Origin of the sequence: Enterococcus sp. DIV1279b (genome assembly GCF_050531515.1) — a bacterium.
GTDB lineage: Bacteria > Bacillota > Bacilli > Lactobacillales > Enterococcaceae > Enterococcus_D > Enterococcus_D casseliflavus.
Map to the genome: position 1 here is coordinate 262,183 of NZ_CP172891.1, position 16,267 is coordinate 278,449.

Consider the following 16,267-nt stretch of genomic DNA (forward strand, 5'->3'; position numbering starts at 1 on the left):
TATTATATGAAAAAAAAAATTGATATTACTTTTTTTACTGTTGTGATCGCTCTGATGATTATTACTATAGCCTTTGCCTCAAAAAATAGTCAAAACTATTTAACTGAATCCGATAAATTTATAGAAGAAAAAATAATGGATAAACAAAGTATTTATGTTTATTTTTATTACCCGGAATGTCCTGCTTGTAAAAAAATGGCTCCCGCACTGAATCAAGTGATTGATGATAATGATTTGAACGTCTATGCTATAAATATTAAGGACGCTTCAAATAATTACGATAAAATAATAGAATCTTATGGTATCCAGGTAACTCCAACAATATTAGAATTTAACAGAGGAAAAATTGTAGCGAGAATAGAGGGACAGAAAAGCTCAAGTGAATTAAAGGATTTTTTCACTAATAAAAATTAAATATATTTACACAAAAACTAATTTATTTTGATAAAAGGAGGAAAGTGAAGATTGAAATGGAATATTCAATAATCTTCACTAAATGTATAATGAAAAAAATAATAATTGTAATTGTTTTTTGTTTAACATTCCTAGTTGGTTGTAAAAATTCACAAGAATCAAGCATTACAGAACAATCAGGAGATATTGATCTAACAAATATACAAAAACTATCTCCACAGGAATTTAAACAAAAATCTAGTGAAAAAAAACAAAACTTCATAGCTTATATAAGAAGACCAGATTGCTCAGATTGTAATGCTTTTGAGCCAGATCTACTTAAATATATGGATGAAAATAAAGATTTTAAAAACAAAGTATACTTTGTAGATATAACTTCTATTTTTGATGATAAAAATGAATGGGAAAACTTTAAATTAGAAAATAAGATTAATGGAACGCCTTCCTTTGTTTATATTAAAGATGGAACGATTTCATCTAGTAGTAGTTGGACTGTTGAAAAGGGTTATTCAGTAACGATTTTAGATAATTGGGTAAGAAGTTTAGAAAACTAAGAAATAGCTAAATATTTATAATGCAAACTATTCAAGATATGCACCAGAAAAATTGTAAAATCTAATAACCATAAAGATACGTATTTTATAATAAAATCAGCGTAATTTAAATTGGAATCAAAAGGGGCAGAAACTAAAAATTTTTGCCCCTTTTATAAAATACTTTAATTAATAGGCATTAAAAACTTATGTCCGGAAAGAGAGGGGGAATTTGATAGAATGTTTGCTATCTATCTTTATCAGTAAATAATAGATACGAAAATAGATTTGAATATTTAGTTCCGAGGAAGTGATTAGTTATAATGTTGAAAAACATGAAAGTATACAATCTACTCATATCCTGTCCAAGCGATGTTCAGAATTACGAAAGTGTAATTCAAGGTTGTGTTTGGATATTCAACCGAAATTATGGAGAAATTAATAACACTCTAATTTTGATTAAACACTGGAAGAATAATAGTTTCCCTGAATCAGGAGATAAACCACAACTTATTAAAACATTTAAATATGTGGTCTAGAATCAACCAAAAAGTTTTTGATTTTTATCTTGAATTAAAAAAATGGGTTTAAGGATAAGTATAGGGTAATTAACCTCCAAAGCTTATCTGTTTCCATATTTAAAGCAACCCAAAGGATGGCAAAAATTTTTCTTTGTTATCTAAGTGTACTAACTCAAAAAATCTTGCAAAGTAATCACTAGATATATTTGGGCTGAATATTTAGAGACCTACAAAGAGATACGCCATCAAAGTTGGCTTAAAGAACTTTATAAAAAGAAAAGGGAAACCATTGAACGAATTTTTGGGACAGCAAAAGAATTTTATGGATTACGCTATACTAATTAAATAGAAATTGAAAAAATGCACATGGAAATTGGGTTTAATTTTGCGTGTCTTAATAAGAAAATGTTAACAAAAATAAAAAAGATCAGAACAGAAAAAAAGTGTTTTCCTGAAGGCAAAGAGCCTAACCTATCGTTTGTTTAAAGAATATTACATAGAAAAAAGACAAACCTCACTTTTATATAAGGTTTATCTACAGTTTGTAGGTTTTTAATACGTGAGATTCTTTTATAAGAAAAATGCAACTAATTTTATTTTTCATTCATGGGATAAAGAAAATAGTTCACCTTTTTATTATCAATTTCCGTCTAAATCTTTTTAAATTATTACAACTGAAAAATTTATTTTGTATTTTAAAATAATGACATCCAAAAACTTTATTCTTATTTCAAAATCTCCCACTCTTCGGAGTGGGTAGTTTTTTTATATAGAAATAGCCCGCTTCTGCGGGCTTATACATAATATATACGAGTATTCTCTTTACTTGCTTATAAAAAGCTTCTAATATAAAATTTTTATGGCGATATTATATCGTCAATGAAGAGTATCAGGCGGGGGGAAGCTTGGGGAAGTGTACCTGATACTCTTCCTATTTATTGTATCATCATTTTTATTCACTAGATATTATTGATTAGAAAATCGTCATAATCGGTTGGGTTTGGTTAATAAAAAGTGCAGTGTAGGTTCATACCCGATCAATATTTTTTGTTTCATACTTATTTTTTTGTTTTATCCTATTAAAAGTAGGGTGGCTTTTTGTTGAATTAATAAAAGATATTTTGTAGAATATAAGTATAGCCTTGACCGGGGCTATTTCATTTTATATCTTTTTTTCAGGCTCACCCTCCTTGAGGGTGGTTTATTTTTGAGCAAATGATTTGAACGATTTCAAATAGTTAATACAATTAAACTACCTTATAAAAACTTTTTCATTTAACTATGCCACTCCTCTCCGGGAGTGGTTGTTTTATTTGTTTGAAATAAATTCTTCAAGATTGCTTGTGCTGTCATATTTTATAGCTGCTTTCTTGTCTTTTTCTAAGATTACTGCTGCTAAATCTATGTTACTAACACTTGCAATAGCGATAGTGTAGTGAACAACATCAGCAAGTTCTTTCTCGAGAGATGTATTATTTCCATTTTTTCTTCCATTTAACTGATTTAGTGCTTCAGCTACTTCTCCAATCTCTTCGACTAATTTCATGAATAAACTCTCGGGTGACACTTTATCTTTATATTTATTGAATAGATAATCTTGAATATCTTCTATTGCCAAATTCACCATAAAAGTCTCCTCTTTAAATTTTTAGTTCAAATTAATACGTATTTTATCAGGTATCGTTACAACTTCTGCAGCCAAGTCAATTGGTTTATATGATGAATCTTATACATTCATCCCAATACTCTAAATGTTTTTTATCAATCCAATTTTCTGAATTCTCAACACGATTTCCGCCATTTCCTTGAACTGAATACCAGTAAAGATATTCTATGCCATCAAATTGCTCTCTAAAGATAGTTTCAATAAACATTTTTTCATTCTCTAAGGTTAACAGAGTTTCTTTAATATGATCATTTAAAAAAGTCATCTATTCATCAACTGTAGCAGTTTTTCCTGTTTTTACTTTGAATCTTGTAAGTTTGGTTTGGATCATTATATCACTTTTCTTTCATCATTTTAGGATATAGTTAAATTCCTAAAATTTCTTTTTTCTTTGATTCAAATTCTTCTTGTGTAATAATCCTTAAATCAAGTAATTCTTTCAGTTCTTTTAATTGTTGTGTAGAAGAATGTTCATTTGATTTTCCGACATTAGTATCTTTTCTGTAATCTACATTTACAATAAAGCGTTCTAGATTGCTTGCTTGTGAAGAATAAAGAAAAACTTTTACTTCTTTTATAGAGTTATCTTCTAAATTTTGTAAAAATATTGTTCCCTCGCTGCCGATTTCTTTTATCTTTGTGATTGATTTAGTTTTAACTTTACTTTTCCGTTTTCCAGAACTGCTAATAATTCCTCCTGTAGACCCTAATATTGCCGTACCGGCAATAGTTTGTCCTGTTTGACCTTTTTTATTTTATATTCCCTGTATTTGTTGTTTCTTGGGCAATTGTACTACCACTCCATTCGAATCGTTCGAATTTGTATTTGATGGTATTTGGATCATATTTTTTGGAAACATAAAAATAATCATTGACATCTCGTTTTAAGGTGATTGATTCTAATTGTTTTGTAAAAGGTTTCTTCATAGGCAGGATTATCTTTTGTTTTTAGGTTGTCAAATTGTTCAGATACAACCTGTGTAGCTTTGTCTTTTACGTCTTCAATTACTTTTCTGTTTTTTCTTTTACATAAGAAGCAACTTCTTTAACTTTACCAATGGCTTGATTTAAAAGTCCTTCTACTTTTGTTTCTTTGTCATTGGTTACATCACCAGCAACTTCTTTCGCTTTGCCTTTCATTTTATCTGTTGTTCATTTATCTTTCATTCAAATCACCTCTTAAAAATAAGTGATATTAATCCAAATGAGCCGCCTATAGTGTATGTCAATATTAGAAAATGCAATGTTATGTTTTGCGTTAAGATGGTCAGTATATGGCTATTCTGCTAATTTAGAAAGTAACGATGAACTATAGAAGTGATGATTATTGAGAGATGATACACTGGCGAGTATTTTTTTGACCATACTTTTGACCTTCTCGAACAAGTTTTATTAACAATTATCAGCTTTTTAACAAACTCAAAAATACTGATGTAAAGCGTTTTGTGTTAAATCAGATACCATCAAATTTCCAAGAACTACTCAATGTTGGCTTATAGAAATTCTCCATCCATAATATGTTAGCTCTTTATTCCCAGCCAATGCTTTATGTGTATGCATTCAACAGTGTCGGTTTGGCTTGCAAGTAATTGACAATATTGCTTTCAAACAAATTGAAAGTCATTAAAGTTTTTCATGTTTAAAACTCTTTAAATTGTTACTAGTAAAGCATTTTGAACTGATTGAAAAAATAGTTGGGCTAACCAGGTCTCAAAAAGGCTCGTAAAGGTTCTTTGTTCAACCGTTAATATTTCTTATATATCAATGTTTCGGACGTTTCACAACACTGTTTGTGAAGCGTCTTTTTTTGTTGATACCATTTTGGTCTGCATCTTATTATATGTATGGTGGTATATTTGAAAAAAATGTAAAATGATCCACATTATGAAGAATTTTGAAAACGGATTGATTAGTAAATATGGAATTAGCAGATGTACTTACTGGAAGATGAATTAGAAAAAAGGTACGTTGAAAGGTATGGAAAAGTATTCGAATAAATTTGTGGAGTACAGAATCCCTTTAAGAAAAGTAGTGAAAAAAGAAAAATCTCTTGTCAAACGTTAGTCTGACAAGGGATTTTTGGTAGGGGAAATGGCAGGAAATCATATCATTTTTAATGAAAATCAAGCTCTTCAACAACTGAATAATGTTGATTTATAGACATTCCCCATACATATTATGGTGGCTCTTTATTCCTATTTAAGAATAGTCATATACTAGAAATAGCCGATATCAATGACGTCATCTTCAACAAGATCAATGTTAGCAATTTCTTTTAAAATATAGTTAACGAAACGCAACATTAGTTCTGTGTCATAGGGATGATCGTATAAATATTTTTCATAAAAATCTCTGTTGTACATCCTTCCCTCATACGTTGCAAATGAACTTCGTTTATTTGATGGGAGTCTTTTAGCTTTTCTGAAAATGATAATTTCATCAATATAGGTTGTTGATGAACTTATGGGTGTCATATCCAAAAAATCACAAAGTAGAAAGTATCGTGCGCCAGTAACTGCCATTTTAACATCTCTAGCTGTTGCAGATGCTTCTTGGAACATTGTTTTATCCAAATTTGTTTTTATTTCAGCTAAAATATATCCCAAGTTTGTTGATAAAATATCACTTTCAGAATCTGGAAAATTATTACTATAAGAAGCTTTTAAATAAAGTTTCCGACTCATGGAAAAATCTTGATCTTTAGATTTTATTTCCATTCCACCGGCTAACTTGGGAGTATTTAAAGAAGAAGAAAAATGAACGGACGAATATACTTTGGCTTGAGAAGAGATTTGAATCTCATTATTTATGCCATCTCTACTTTCTAAACATTTCGAAACCAATATGGGTAAGAATTCTTCAATTACAGTATTATCAATCTTTAATTGACCTTTCTGTCTATAAAGAAAATTTTCGGGAGAATCGTAAATTATATTTAAATCTAAGAAGTTCTTGTATTTATTTAGCAAATCTACCATCAATTCAACAATTTCACCAATGTCGCCTGAAGAAATCAGGTTCATAGATTCAATCCAAGAATCATAATTTTTGATAGCTAACAATATCCTGTCTTTGTCTACCTCGGGTAATTTTTTACTATTCAGAACTGCAATCAATTTCTCCCCATGTACTCCTCTAACCATGGTTATTCAACTCCGATTCATTTATATTATTAGATTTTTCTATAGCATCCATTATCAAATCTCTTTTAGGATCATTATCAGAAAGTGCTTTTTTTAATTCTTGTACTCCAATTTTTCTAGCCATTGTTACTATTTCTTCTTTGCTCAAAGTAACATCTACTTTTTTTGCAAAGTGTAAAATATCTTCTTTTATTATTATGCCATATCTATTCTTAAAAACTCTTTGTTGTCTCAATAATAGTGGACAATTGAATATGCTGTTAAATATATCGAAAATAATTTGACTATTACAAAATTTGTGACCTAGCACCGTTGACTCGATTCCAACTATAAAAATGAGTCTTGCATCCATCTTACTAATTCTTAGAGATTCTAAAATTGACAATGCCATGTCTATAGAGTACTGAATAACAGTATAGAATCTATTTCCTCTATGTTTTCTGTTTGAACCAAATTCTGATTTTGCAATATTGAGTACATCATATCCCAAAAATTCGGTAGATTTTCTATAGTTTTGGTGATAATTGAACACATTAATATAAGGAGGGGAAGTTAGGACTATAGTGGCATAGTTACTTTTGAATTTTGTTCTTCTTGAATCCCCTAAAAGTACATCTATTTTCTTTTTTGAGTAGGGTAAACGTTTAATTAATTCCTTCAATTTACCCCATTTGTTAGACAATATAGTTATATTCAATTCGTTTTTATTAAGATCACTTAGGATTAACAGCAATTTAGCAATGTTATTGTAAGTTGTTTCAAGATTAGGATGTTTGCAAAAGTCAATAAATTCTGTAAAGTCTTTCTCTGTCATTATATTATTTAGTCTTTTATCATAATAATTTATTAACTCATTTCTATAACGAGTTGAACAGTTACCTAGTTCGTAAAATTTTGCCATATGGTAAGCTGCTGGATTTAATTCAATTCCACAGACCTCTAGGTCTCTGTTTAAACTTTCAGATACTACAGTTCCAGATCCTAAAAACGGATCGTATAGTACACTGTTGTTGTCAGTATATTTTTCTAGTATAGCTTCAATGAATTCTGGAGAAAACTGCCCTTTCCATGAAAAATTGCTTGTTCTAGATTTATCTGATATATCTAGCAGACTTTGATTAATATCGGTTTTATCAATTGGTACATTAGATAGGTTCATTTTTTTCACCTCAAAAATCTATGTGAATTTTTAAATAATCAATCTTTATATGATAGGTAAATAGACTTGGTTTATAAGAATAAATCCCTACCAATTTTTGGTAGGGAAAATGGTAGGGAATCATATCATTTTTAATGAAAATCAAGCTCTTTTAAAACTGAAGAATGTTGATTTATAGGCATTCCCCATCCTTATTATATTGGCTCTTTATTCCCACTCCACAGTAGCAGGTGGTTTGCTCGTAATATCGTACACGATCCGGTTGACGTGTGCGACTTCGTTGACGATGCGGACGCTGATTTTTTGTAGGACTTCCCATGGGATGCGGGCAAAGTCAGCGGTCATGCCATCGATCGAAGTGACTGCACGGATGCCGACGGTATAATCGTAGGTCCGGCCATCACCCATGACACCGACGGAGCGGATGCCTGGTAAGACGGTGAAGTATTGCCAAATGTCGCGGTCTAAGCCGGCATTTGCGATTTCTTCCCGCAAGATTGCGTCCGAGTCGCGGACGATCGTTAGTTTTTCTTCTGTTAATTCGCCAAGGACACGAATGCCTAGACCTGGTCCAGGGAATGGTTGGCGCCATACGATGCTGTCTGGCATGCCAAGTTGAGTCCCTAATTCACGGACTTCGTCTTTGAACAAGGTGTTCAATGGTTCGATCAATTTGAATTGCATGTCTTCAGGTAAACCACCCACATTGTGGTGTGATTTGATGGTTTGAGCAGTTTCGGTTCCTGATTCGATGACGTCGGTATAAAGGGTTCCTTGGGCAAGGAAAGAAACGCCTTCTTCGCCAGCTAGTTTGGTTGCTTCATCATCGAAGACGTACACGAATTCATTTCCGATGATCTTGCGTTTTTCTTCAGGATCAGAAACCCCCGCAAGTTTTGATAGGAAACGTTCTTTGGCATCAACTTTGATGATGTTCAAGCCGAATTTGCCGCCTAGGCTTTCCATTACTTGCTCGGCTTCGCCTTTACGCAAGAGGCCGTGGTCAACAAAAATACAAGTCAGTTGATCGCCGATCGCTTTTTGTAAAAGAACACCAACGACAGAAGAATCGACCCCGCCGGAAAGACCAAGCAAGACTTTTTTGTCGCCCACTTGTTCGCGGATTTTTGCGATTTCCATATCGATGAAGTTGTCCATTGTCCAATCACCTGTACATTGACAAACGTCAATGGCAAAGTGACGTAATAAGTCGTTGCCGTATTCTGAATGGCGAACTTCTGCGTGGAATTGGATACCGTACATTTTGCGCTCGGCATCTTGGATAGAAGCGATCGGGCAATCTTTGCTCGTCGCCACAACATCAAAGCCTGCAGGTGCTTGAGTGACCAAGTCTCCGTGGCTCATCCACACGGTTTGTGTTGCGGGCGTGTTTTGGAAAAGGGCCGCTGCATCAGAAGTGACTTCCAATTCTGCTTTGCCGTATTCACGGTTTTTGGCAGGTTCAACTTTTCCGCCTAATTTATAAGTAATCAACTGCATGCCGTAACAGATCCCTAAAACTGGGATGCCTAACTCAAAAATTTTCTCGTCGATGCCGAAAGAGTTCTCGTCGTAGACGCTGTTTGGTCCGCCAGATAAGATGATCCCTTTTGGGTTCATCGCTTTTACTTCTTCAGCGGTAATGCGGTGGCTCAATAATTCTGAGAAAACACCGAACTCACGAATACGGCGTGTAATCAGCTGGTTGTACTGACTACCGTAATCAAGTACGATAATTTTTTCGACGTTTGGCAAAGTGTCAACGTTTGTCACAATAAATTACCTCAATTCTTTTAGTTTTTATTGAAAAAAGGCTGGGCCTTTTCAACAGCATAATCATAAAAATGAAGCGGTCAATACTTGCGCAAGAACACTTCATCGATCAAATGGTGCTTTGTTTTATGAAGAATTATATCGGCTCTGCTGCGTGTAGGCAAGATATACTCGTGTAAATTCTTTAAATTCACATTTTTCCATACTTCTTTTGCCATTTTAATCGCTTCCTTGCGATCCCCGATCGCATATTGGTAATAATAATTGCTGGGATCTTGAAAGGCAGTGTCTAGTAATGATTCAAATCGTTCCAAATACCATTTTTCGATCAGTGCTGGTTGGGCATCCACGAAAATTGAAAAATCAAAAAAGTCGCTGATATAGATTTGTTGGTTGGCAGGCAGTTGTAGGGTATTGATGCCTTCCACGATCAAGATATCTGGTTGACTGATCGTTTCATACGTATCAGGAATAATATTGTAGACTTCATGGGAGTAGACGGGGATCTGAATGTCTGGTTCTCCTGATTTGACCGCATTCAAAAAGTTGATCAAGGCTTCCATGTCATAACTTTCTGGAAATCCTTTGCGATTCAAGCTGCCGCGTTCTTCCAAGACTTCGTTCGGGTACAAAAAGCCGTCAGTGGTGATCAGTTGGACGGTTCTACGGGGAAACAAACGGGCCAACAAATTTTGGACGAGCCGTGCGGTGGTGCTTTTGCCGACGGCGACACTTCCAGCGATGCCGATGATAAAAGGCGGCATTTTGACGTAGCGGTGTAAAAAGAGTCCCTTGCTGAGGGTCAATGATTCAAACTCTTTCATATAAAGATGGATCAGATGGCACAAAGGCACGTAAACATCTTCCACATCTTGGACCGAGATCCGGTCGTTCAAACTTTTGATATTATCCAATTCTTCTTGAGTGAAAGGCATCATGCCGTTCGTATAAAACCCTTGCCATTGCTCACGAGGAATTTGATAAAAATTCATGGTTTCTTGCATAGTAGGCTCCTTTTTTGCGGCATCATCGGTTTCTATTAGAAGCGACGGGCCACTGTTCGAAAGTATTTTACCATAGAAACTTGCGGAACTTGGAAAAAAGACATGATTTCCTTTGCAGAAACAACAAAAAACTGTTTTTTCGTTGTTTTTTTTGCTGGGCGTTTACTTCTGGCTGTTTTTCGGTATGATTAGAAAGAAGCAGCAGACAAATCTTGCAGGGCTTTTTTACTGGTGATTTCACTATGTTCACTTGTTCGAATAGAAGAAACAAGGAAAAACTAGTAGAAACCAGTAGAAAAAATAAGCGAAGAGGAAATAGAAGAAAGGAGCATAACCATGAGTAATCATTACTATACAGAAAATCCTGATACGGCCCATGATTTTGAGCAGTGGTCGTTTGAATTAAGAGGAAAGAACTTTCATTTTGTGACAGATAGCGGGGTGTTTTCCCGTGACACGGTGGACTATGGCTCGCGGGTGCTGATCGATGCGTTTGAGTGGGGGGAGCTGCCAGAAGGAAGTCTGCTGGACGTTGGGTGCGGCTATGGACCTGTTGGCTTAGCGTTAGCTTATGCGAGTCAACGACCTGTCGAGATGATCGATATCAATCAGCGGGCAGTGGATTTGGCAAAAGGCAATGCCCAGCGTAACGGCATTGAACAGGTAGATATCCATCAATCCAATATCTATGCCCAATTAAATCAACCTGCTTATGCGGCGATCCTCAGCAATCCGCCGATTCGGGCAGGAAAAGAAGTCGTTCATGAGATTTTGACGGGGGCGTTTCCTTTGCTTAAAGCAGGCGGGACTTTAACGATCGTGATCCAAAAGAAACAAGGGGCGCCGAGTGCTCAAAAGAAAATGCAAGAGACCTTTGGTAATGCCGAAATCATCAAAAAAGACAAAGGCTATTACATCATTCAAAGCGTAAAAGAAGCGTAGCTGCTCCTTGATTCTCAACAGATCAAAGGCATCGCCAAGACAAGCACTGGTTAGCGGCAACTGGACCAGTTGGTTTTTCAAAAAGCCTGTTGTTATCAGCCTTTGGAGCAATCGCAGCTCCGCTAAAAGAGCTGTCTGTATCATCGGGCCATTTTTGATCAACGAAAAAGAAAGTCGCACACTTGTTGAAAGTGTGCTATTTTTTTTGAGAAAAATTTGCTACACTTTAGGCAAGAGAGGAGAGAAGCAGATGAAATTGACGATTAAACAGATTGCTGAAATGGCTGGCGTCTCTGTCACGACCGTGTCGCAGATCCTAAACAATAAAGGCAGCCGTTTTAGTGAAGAAACCCGAAAGCGGGTCTTAGATATCGTAAATAAATATCACTATAAGCCGGATTTTTTTGCTTCGAATCTTATCAACCGCCATTCAAAAACGATCGGAATGATCGTGCCTGATGTGACGGATTTCTTTTTCTCTAAAGTCATTGAAGGGGCGGAAAGTTATTTCAATCCACTAGGTTACATGTTAGTGTTATGCAATTCGCGCCACAGCCAAGAAAAAGAGGTTCAATATTTGAATGAACTGTCTCATCGTTCGGTAGATGGCATCTTATTAGCGACGCCGCATTTGCTGCCAGAGGATTATTCCTTGAAGAGCGGGTTCTTTGATGACCGACCAATTATTTTAGTCGATCGTGGGATCAATCAGCGGGACAATGGTCGTTTGATCGTGAAAGAATACGAAGGCGCCTACCAAGCTGTTAGCTATTTGATCAAAAATGGTCACCGCAACATTGCGATGCTCAAAGAAATCACCGGCTACTATCAATTAGAGGAACGGTTCAATGGCTATCGCCATGCCTTAAAGGATCATCAGATCCCTTTTAAAGGCCGATATGTAGAAAATGCTGAATTAACGGTTACCGGCGGGTACGAAGCAACGAAGGAATTATTGAAGTACAAAGAGATCACAGCGTTCTTCTGTGGCAACGATGCCATGGCGATCGGCTGTTATCAAGCGATTTATGAGGCGGGCAAAAAAGTACCAGAAGACTACTCGGTGATCGGCTTTGATGCCTTGAAATTATCGGAATACATCACACCACCGCTTACCACGGTCATGCAGCCGACTTTTGAGATCGGGTTTACCGCAGCGAAGTTTTTAGTAGACGCCATTGAGTTTCCGACACGGCGAATTCCAAATAAGATTTTTGATACAAAATTAATTATTCGTGAGAGCGTGAAGACATTGACAAGCGAGAAATAATGCGGTATATTTCTTCTTGTAAGTGTTTTCATAGTTTTGCGATATTTAGTAAACTGTTTTACTAAAGTGGTTTACCCTACGAAAAATTATTGTATAATGTTAAAGGAAGCGAGGGTCATTTCGATGCGAATGGTGGATTTAATTGAAAAGAAACGTGACGGCAAGTCATTGACGAAGGAAGAAATTGACTACATTGTAACTGCGTATACTGAAGGAAGTATTCCAGATTATCAAATGAGTGCCTTGTTGATGGCTATTTTTTATGTAGATATGACAGATGAAGAGATCACGAACTTAACGCTAGCAATGGCAAATTCTGGTGAAGTGATCGACCTATCCTCAATTGAAGGAATCAAAGTCGATAAGCATTCGACTGGCGGTGTTGGTGATACGACCACATTGATCTTAGCGCCCTTAGTGGCTAGTGTTGGCGTACCAGTTGCGAAAATGTCTGGGCGCGGCTTAGGCTATACTGGTGGGACGTTAGACAAGCTTGAAGCGATCCCTGGATTTAAAATCGAGCTTTCTGAAGCCGACTTTATCCGATTAGTCAACAAAAGCAAAGTGGCCGTGATCGGTCAATCAGGAGATTTAGCTCCTGCAGACAAAAAACTGTATGCCTTACGAGATGTGACGGCAACGGTTAGTTCGATCCCATTGATCGCCAGCTCGATCATGAGTAAAAAAATCGCGGCAGGTGCCGATGCGATCGTGTTAGATGTAACCACAGGCGATGGTGCCTTTATGAAAAACTTGGAGGATGCCAAACGCTTAGCCCAAACGATGGTCCGCATCGGAAAATTGGCAAATCGCCAAACGATGGCAGTCATTTCTGATATGTCACAGCCTTTAGGGGAAGCGATCGGCAACAGTTTGGAAGTGGTGGAAGCCATTGAGACACTGCAAGGAAAAGGACCGAAAGACTTGGAAGAAATGTGCTATGCACTGGGCAGCCAAATGGTCGTTTTAGCGAAAAAAGCTGATTCATTGGAAGAAGCACGCCAACTGTTGGAAGAAGCCCTGCATTCAGGCAAAGCGTTAGAAAAATTCAGACAGATGATCACAGACCAAGGCGGAGACGCTACAGTGATCGATGACCCGAGCAAGATTTTGACAGCGAAATATGAAGTGGAAGTCCCAGCGAAAACGAGCGGCGTGGTGACGAAATTAGTTGCCAATGAGCTAGGGATCGCGGCGATGATGTTAGGGGCAGGTCGTAAGACCAAAGACGAAGACATCGACCATGCCGTGGGCATCAAATTGCATAAGAAAGTTGGCGAATCCGTAAGCAAAGGGGAATCGTTATTGACGATCTATAGCAATACCGAAGCAATCGAGGATGTCAAAGCATTGATCGACCAAAATATTGAAATTGGGGAAGATGGCGCAGAACCGCCATTGATCCATGACATTATTACAGAATAAGGAGCGAATAAAAATGGAATTGAATCGCATGATCGACCACACGATTTTGAAAGCAGACGCAACGGAGGAAGATGTTTTACGAATCATCGAAGAGGCAAAAACCTATCACTTCTATTCTGTCTGCATCAATCCAACGTGGGTTTCATTAGCAGCAGAAAAATTACAAGGCGAACCAACGGCTGTTTGTACCGTGATCGGTTTTCCTTTAGGGGCAAACACATCTGAGGTCAAAGCTTATGAAACAACAGATGCGATCAAAAACGGCGCAGATGAAGTCGATATGGTGATCAACGTAGGTGCCTTGAAGTCAAAACAATACAAAAAAGTTCAAGCAGACATCGAAGCAGTCGTTGAAGCGGCCAAAGACAAAGCGCTTGTCAAAGTAATCATTGAAACAGCGTTATTAGACAACGAAGAAATCGTCAAAGCCTGTGAATTAGCCAAAGCAGCCGGTGCAGATTTCGTGAAAACCTCAACTGGCTTTTCAACTGGTGGGGCAGTCGTTGAAGATGTTCGCTTGATGCGTGAAACAGTAGGACCAGAAATGGGTGTCAAAGCTTCCGGTGGTATCCACAACGAAGCAGAAGCTGCAGCTATGGTCGAAGCGGGCGCAAACCGCTTAGGAACAAGCGCAAGTGTTGCCATCGTGACTGGCTCAACAGGTGCTGGCTACTAGGCCTAGCATCAAGTAGCAAAAAATAAAAAAAAGAGCGGGGAAGACAATGACAATAGCGAAAAAAGAGTGGATCGACACCGCCGTTTCCGCCTTAGATAAAGCGTATGTGCCGTACTCTAAGTTTCCGGTCGGTGCTTGTCTCGTTGCCAAAAATGGTACGATATATCAAGGGATCAACATTGAAAATGCCTCATATGGCTTAACAAATTGCGCAGAACGAACCGCTTTTTTCAAAGCCGTTTCTGAAGGCGAAAAAGAGTTTCAACATTTGGTTGTGGCGGGTCATACGCCAGAACCGATCTCTCCTTGCGGTGCTTGCCGCCAGGTCATGGTGGAATTTTGTGCGCCAGATATGCCGGTGACCTTAGTCGGCGATGATGGTGTCATCAAAGAAACCACGGTAGAAGGCCTATTGCCTTATTACTTCACGAACAAAGATTTATAAACCATGTTCATTCAGTCGATGCGGCTGTTGAAAAAAACTATATTTTTAGGGGGCTTTACAGCAATGAAAAAAGCAAAATTATTTAGTTTAGGTATTGTTGCAGTAGCTGGGTTGACTTTACTTGGTGCTTGTGGCGGAGGAAATTCAGGTTCAACTGATTCAACTGGCGGCGGTTCTGCAGACGGTACGACTGATGCAGCGCATAGTGTCGCAATCGTTACCGATATCGGTGGGGTGGATGACCGTTCATTCAACCAATCAGCGTGGGAAGGCTTAGAAGCATGGGGTGAGGAACACGGGATCGCTCGCGGTGCTGGTGGTTATGACTACGTGCAATCAAATGAAGCTTCAGAATACACAACCAACGTAAATGGTGCCGTTCAAAATGGTTTCAAAACGATTTTCGGTGTGGGTTACTTATTGAAAGATTCAATCGCAGCAGCAGCTGACCAAAACCCTGATACACAATTCGGGATCATTGATGATGTGATCGAAGGCAAAGACAACGTTGTTTCAGCAACATTTAAAGATAACGAAGCAGCTTACTTAGCTGGTTATGCTGCAGCGTATACAACCAAAACAAACAAAGTCGGCTTCATCGGTGGTGAAGAAGGCGTCGTTATCGACCGTTTCGAAGCTGGTTTCACGAAGGGTGTTCAAGACGCAGCTGAAAAATTAGGCAAAGAAATTACAATTGATTCTCAATATGCAGCATCATTTGGTGATCCTGCCAAAGGGAAAGCATTGGCAGCTTCAATGTATCAAGGCGGCGCTGACGTAATCTTCCACGCATCTGGTGGTACTGGTGCAGGTGTCTTCCAAGAAGCAAAAGCAATCAATGAACAATTGAACGAAGCAGACCTAGAAGACAAAAAAGTTTGGGTCATCGGTGTAGATAGCGATCAACAAGACGAAGGAAAATACACAACTGCTGATGGCAAAGAAGATAACTTCACATTGGCTTCAACATTGAAAGGTGTTGGCGCAGCGGTTCAAGATATCTCAACTCGTGCGTTAGAAGACAACTTCCCTGGCGGCGAACACATTGTTTACGGCTTGAAAGATGGCGGTGTAGACATTACTGAAGGGTTCCTTTCAGATGATGCCAAAGCAGCGATCGAAACAGCGAAACAAGACGTGATCGACGGCAAAGTAGAAGTACCAGAAACACCTGAAAAATAAAGTTGTTTTTTCGGTTATCTTGCCCTAGTTTAGGGCAAGATGATCGTTGTTGGATTACTATGTTGATGAAAGCTACGGGTTTTCATGAGGATAGTAATCATCCTAAGCAATAGC

The 16,267-nt window shown here is 37.4% G+C and carries 13 protein-coding genes and 3 pseudogenes; 9 read left to right on the forward strand and 7 right to left on the reverse strand.

What is annotated here, in order from left to right:
* Nucleotides 1-6 precede the first annotated feature (6 nt).
* The 3 genes and pseudogenes from IGI71_RS01200 to IGI71_RS01210 all read left to right on the forward strand — a co-directional run.
* A complete protein-coding gene (locus IGI71_RS01200; RefSeq protein WP_252704492.1) occupies nucleotides 7-414 on the forward strand; it encodes a thioredoxin family protein in 408 nt (135 codons plus the stop codon).
* A 44-nt stretch (nucleotides 415-458) separates the two neighbouring features.
* Nucleotides 459-968 (forward strand): thioredoxin family protein, encoded by a 510-nt coding sequence (locus tag IGI71_RS01205; RefSeq protein ID WP_252704493.1) that lies wholly within the window; start codon nucleotides 459-461, stop codon nucleotides 966-968.
* Between the two features lie 621 nt (nucleotides 969-1,589).
* Nucleotides 1,590-1,954: pseudogene (locus tag IGI71_RS01210) on the forward strand (transposase); the annotation flags it as partial.
* 823 nt (nucleotides 1,955-2,777) lie between these two features.
* On the opposite strand, the gene IGI71_RS01215 reads toward IGI71_RS01210, so the two are convergent.
* The 7 genes and pseudogenes from IGI71_RS01215 to coaA form a co-directional block, all read right to left on the reverse strand.
* Nucleotides 2,778-3,095, reverse strand: a complete 318-nt coding sequence (locus tag IGI71_RS01215; RefSeq protein WP_252704494.1) for a MazG nucleotide pyrophosphohydrolase domain-containing protein — start codon at nucleotides 3,093-3,095, stop codon at nucleotides 2,778-2,780.
* Between the two features lie 21 nt (nucleotides 3,096-3,116).
* Nucleotides 3,117-3,465 (reverse strand): annotated as a pseudogene (locus IGI71_RS01220) (DUF6176 family protein).
* A 680-nt stretch (nucleotides 3,466-4,145) separates the two neighbouring features.
* Nucleotides 4,146-4,274 (reverse strand): annotated as a pseudogene (locus tag IGI71_RS01225) (CsbD family protein); the annotation flags it as partial.
* Nucleotides 4,275-5,350: 1,076 nt separating this feature from the next.
* Nucleotides 5,351-6,277, reverse strand: coding sequence for a Bpu10I family restriction endonuclease (locus tag IGI71_RS01230; protein WP_252704497.1), 927 nt, complete (start codon nucleotides 6,275-6,277; stop codon nucleotides 5,351-5,353).
* Entirely contained in the window at nucleotides 6,270-7,436 is a 1,167-nt protein-coding gene (locus IGI71_RS01235) for a DNA methyltransferase (protein WP_252704498.1), read from the reverse strand. The genes IGI71_RS01230 and IGI71_RS01235 overlap by 8 nt, the downstream gene beginning before the upstream one ends.
* Nucleotides 7,437-7,643: 207 nt before the next feature.
* The gene (gene guaA / locus IGI71_RS01240) at nucleotides 7,644-9,209 is read right to left on the reverse strand and encodes a glutamine-hydrolyzing GMP synthase (protein WP_008376418.1); all 1,566 of its coding nucleotides are present in this window, start codon (nucleotides 9,207-9,209) and stop codon (nucleotides 7,644-7,646) included.
* Between the two features lie 80 nt (nucleotides 9,210-9,289).
* Nucleotides 9,290-10,213, reverse strand: coding sequence for a type I pantothenate kinase (gene coaA / locus IGI71_RS01245; protein ID WP_005226828.1), 924 nt, complete (start codon nucleotides 10,211-10,213; stop codon nucleotides 9,290-9,292).
* A 336-nt stretch (nucleotides 10,214-10,549) separates the two neighbouring features.
* Here coaA and IGI71_RS01250 point away from each other — a divergent pair, with 336 nt between their 5' ends.
* The 6 genes from IGI71_RS01250 to IGI71_RS01275 all read left to right on the forward strand — a co-directional run bounded on the left by IGI71_RS01250 (nucleotide 10,550) and on the right by IGI71_RS01275 (nucleotide 16,153).
* The gene (locus IGI71_RS01250) at nucleotides 10,550-11,155 is read left to right on the forward strand and encodes a class I SAM-dependent methyltransferase (protein WP_005226831.1); all 606 of its coding nucleotides are present in this window, start codon (nucleotides 10,550-10,552) and stop codon (nucleotides 11,153-11,155) included.
* Between the two features lie 250 nt (nucleotides 11,156-11,405).
* Entirely contained in the window at nucleotides 11,406-12,425 is a 1,020-nt protein-coding gene (locus IGI71_RS01255; RefSeq protein WP_005226832.1) for a LacI family DNA-binding transcriptional regulator, read from the forward strand.
* Between the two features lie 123 nt (nucleotides 12,426-12,548).
* On the forward strand, nucleotides 12,549-13,850 hold the full coding sequence (locus tag IGI71_RS01260; RefSeq protein WP_430616129.1) for a pyrimidine-nucleoside phosphorylase: 1,302 nt from the start codon (nucleotides 12,549-12,551) through the stop codon (nucleotides 13,848-13,850).
* A 13-nt stretch (nucleotides 13,851-13,863) separates the two neighbouring features.
* Nucleotides 13,864-14,526 carry a deoxyribose-phosphate aldolase gene (deoC, locus tag IGI71_RS01265; RefSeq protein ID WP_005226835.1) on the forward strand — a complete coding sequence of 221 codons (663 nt, stop codon included), beginning with the start codon at nucleotides 13,864-13,866 and terminating at the stop codon, nucleotides 14,524-14,526.
* 46 nt (nucleotides 14,527-14,572) lie between these two features.
* On the forward strand, nucleotides 14,573-14,971 hold the full coding sequence (locus IGI71_RS01270; protein ID WP_005226837.1) for a cytidine deaminase: 399 nt from the start codon (nucleotides 14,573-14,575) through the stop codon (nucleotides 14,969-14,971).
* Between the two features lie 63 nt (nucleotides 14,972-15,034).
* Nucleotides 15,035-16,153 carry a BMP family lipoprotein gene (locus IGI71_RS01275; RefSeq protein ID WP_010748607.1) on the forward strand — a complete coding sequence of 373 codons (1,119 nt, stop codon included), beginning with the start codon at nucleotides 15,035-15,037 and terminating at the stop codon, nucleotides 16,151-16,153.
* Nucleotides 16,154-16,267: the final 114 nt, after the last annotated feature.